The organism is Frateuria sp., from assembly GCF_013362045.1.
GTDB lineage: Bacteria > Pseudomonadota > Gammaproteobacteria > Xanthomonadales > Rhodanobacteraceae > Frateuria_A.
In genome coordinates this window covers 1-2,798 of sequence record NZ_JABFWW010000113.1, presented here as the reverse complement: position 1 = coordinate 2,798, position 2,798 = coordinate 1, and the positions used below count along the sequence as shown (strand labels likewise).

Below are 2,798 nucleotides of genomic sequence, written 5' to 3'. Positions count from 1 at the left end.
GGGCAGGGCGCGCAGCACGCCCAGGCCGTCCAGCCGCGGCAGCATCAGGTCCAGCACCACCAGTTCGTAGTCGTAGCCGGCCAGGAAGCCCTTGGCCTCCACGCCATCGGCTGCCGCATCGACCGTAATGCCGGCGCCGCGCAGCCCGTGCTGCAGGGTGCCGCGCAGGCGCTCGGAATCTTCCACCAGCAGGAGTTTCATGCGGGCCCCTCGGCCGCCGGGCGGGGTGCCAGTCTACCCAGTAGGGTGGCCGTCAGCCCACCAGCCGCAGTGCCTGGCCGGCTGAAACCCGCCCTGCAGCCACCTGCGTGGCATATGCTGCATCGACAGCCTGCTCGCCCAACCGCTATAAAGGCGAACGTTTGCGGGGGTGGGTGTGAGCGAAGAGATCCTGATCAACGTGACGCCCCGCGAAACCCGGGTGGGCGTGGTCGAGAACGGCATGCTGCAGGAGGTGCACGTCGAGCGCGCCTCCCGGCGCGGCTACGTGGGCAACGTGTACAAGGGACGTGTGCAGCGGGTGATGCCCGGCATGCAGGCGGTGTTCGTGGAGATCGGGCTGGAGCGCGCGGCGTTCCTGCACGCCTCCGACATCGTGCGCCCGCCCCTGCCCGAAGGCGCCGAAGCGCACGGCAATGGCCACACCCCCTCGATCAGCGAACTGGTGCACGAGGGCCAGGAGATCGTGGTGCAGGTGGTCAAGGACCCGATCGGCACCAAGGGCGCGCGGCTGTCCACCCACCTGTCGATTCCCTCGCGCTACCTGGTGCTGCTGCCGCATGCCAAGACGCTGGGCATTTCCGCACGCATCGAGGACGAGGGCGAGCGGGCGCGGCTCAAGGACGTGCTCGGCGGCCTGATCGGCGAGGAGGGCAGCCGGCTGGGCTACATCGTGCGCACCAACGCCGAGGGGCAGTCGGCCGAGTCGCTGGCCTTCGACGTCACCTACCTGAGCAAGGTGTGGCGCGTGGTGCAGGAGAATATCGCCCGGGCCAAGGTCGGCGAGCGCGTGTACGAGGAGCTGTCGCTGCCGCTGCGCAGCCTGCGCGACATGCTCACCGACGACATCGAGAAGGTGCGCATCGACTCGCGCGAGACCTACGAGAAGGTCGTCAAGTTCGTGCACAAGTTCATGCCGAGCCTGGACGACCGCATCGAGCACTACGCGGGCGAACGTCCGATCTTCGACCTGTACGGGGTGGAGGACGAGATCCAGCGCGCGATGAAGAAGGAGGTGCCGCTGAAATCCGGCGGCTACCTGATCGTCGACCAGACCGAGGCGATGACGACGATCGACGTCAACACCGGCGGCTACCTGGGCACGCGCAACCTGGAGGAGACCGTCTACCGCACCAACCTGGAGGCGGCGCAGGCGGCGGCGCGGCAGCTGCGGCTGCGCAACCTGGGCGGCATCATCATCATCGACTTCATCGACATGAGCGACGAGGAGCATCGCCGCCAGGTGATCCGCATGTTGGAGAAGGGCCTCGCGCGCGACCACGCCAAGACCACGGTCTACCCGATGTCGGCGCTGGGGCTGGTGGAGATGACCCGCAAGCGCACCACCGAGAGCCTGGAGCGCCAGCTGTGCGAGCCCTGCCCGGCCTGCGGCGGGCGCGGCACGGTGAAGACCGCCGAGACGGTGACCTACGAGATCTTCCGCGAGATTACCCGCGCGGTGCGCCAATTCAACGCCGAGAAGCTGCTGGTGATGGCCAGCCCCAAGGTGGTCTCGCGCATCCTGGAGGAAGAGTCCGCCGCGGTGGCCGAACTGGAGGAATTCATCTCCAAGAGCATACGCTTCCAGCCGGAAGAGCATTACTCGCAGGAACAGTTCGATGTGGTCTTGCTGTAGACGGCAGGCTGCCGCGGGCGCCGGCCGGGACGGAACGAGGTGAACGCGCGCGGGCCGGTTAGGCACCTGCACCTGCCTTTGCGCGCCCTCGGCTGGGCTGCCGGCGTGGCGGTGGTCGCGCTGGCCGTGCTGGTGGCGCTGGCGCAGTTGCTGTTGCCGCTGCTGGCGCGCCATCCGCAATGGGTCGCCGCGCAGTTGAGCGAGCGCCTGCAGCGGCCGGTGAGCTTTGCCTCGATGGAGGGGCGCTGGCAGGGCTCGGGACCCCTGTTCCTGATGCGCGACGTGACTGTCGGGCCTGGCGCGGCCGGCGGCAGTCCGCTGCGTCTGCCCGAGTCCGAGCTGAAGATCGACTTCGGCGGGTGGCTGCTGCCCTCGCGCCACCTGCTCAACCTGCGCGTGCGCGGACTGCAGCTCGACCTCGGCCGCGACGTGCAGGGTCGCTGGCACGTCAACGGTATCGGCGGCCCGGACGGTGGCGCCCAGCAGGGCGTGTCGATGGGGCCGGTCTCGGTGGGCATCCAGTTGCGCGACCTGAAGCTGGCGATCACCGACGAGGCCAGCGGCCGCCACTACCGGCTGTTGGCCGACCAGCTGCGGCTGAGCCGGCAAGGCGGCCGCATCCGCCTGGGCGTGGTCCTGCGGCGGGAGGGCGCGTCCGGCCAATGGCGCGGCGCGGGCAGCTTCCGCGAGGACGGCAGCGCCGGCCGGCTGTGGCTGGGCGGCGACAAGCTCGACCTGCGCACCCTGCTGGGCGACGTGGCGATGGACGGCTATGCGGCCAAAAGCGGTTCCGGCAGCCTGGCGGCCTGGCTGGACTGGAAGGACCGCAAGGTGGTGCGCGCCACGCTGCGCCTGGACCTCGCCGACCTGGCCATCGAAGGGCCGGCGGGCACCGCCCGCGTGCCCGTCCTGCGCGGGCTGGCCGGCATCACGCAGCGTGCCG

The 2,798-nt window shown here is 69.9% G+C and carries 2 protein-coding genes and 1 pseudogene; 2 read left to right on the top strand and 1 reads right to left on the bottom strand.

The genetic code is table 11. The annotated features are described in order from the left end of the window. Positions 1-201 (bottom strand): response regulator (locus HOQ08_RS05265; RefSeq protein ID WP_291192327.1); only part of this gene is annotated, 201 nt, incomplete at its 3' end. Positions 202-376: 175 nt separating this feature from the next. On the opposite strand from HOQ08_RS05265, the gene rng reads away from it, so the two are divergent. Both rng and HOQ08_RS05255 read left to right on the top strand, forming a co-directional pair. After that, complete coding sequence (rng, locus tag HOQ08_RS05260; RefSeq protein ID WP_291192326.1) at positions 377-1,855, top strand: ribonuclease G; 1,479 nt, start codon at positions 377-379, stop codon at positions 1,853-1,855. 39 nt (positions 1,856-1,894) lie between these two features. Beyond that, a pseudogene (locus HOQ08_RS05255) lies at positions 1,895-2,798 on the top strand (TIGR02099 family protein); the annotation flags it as partial.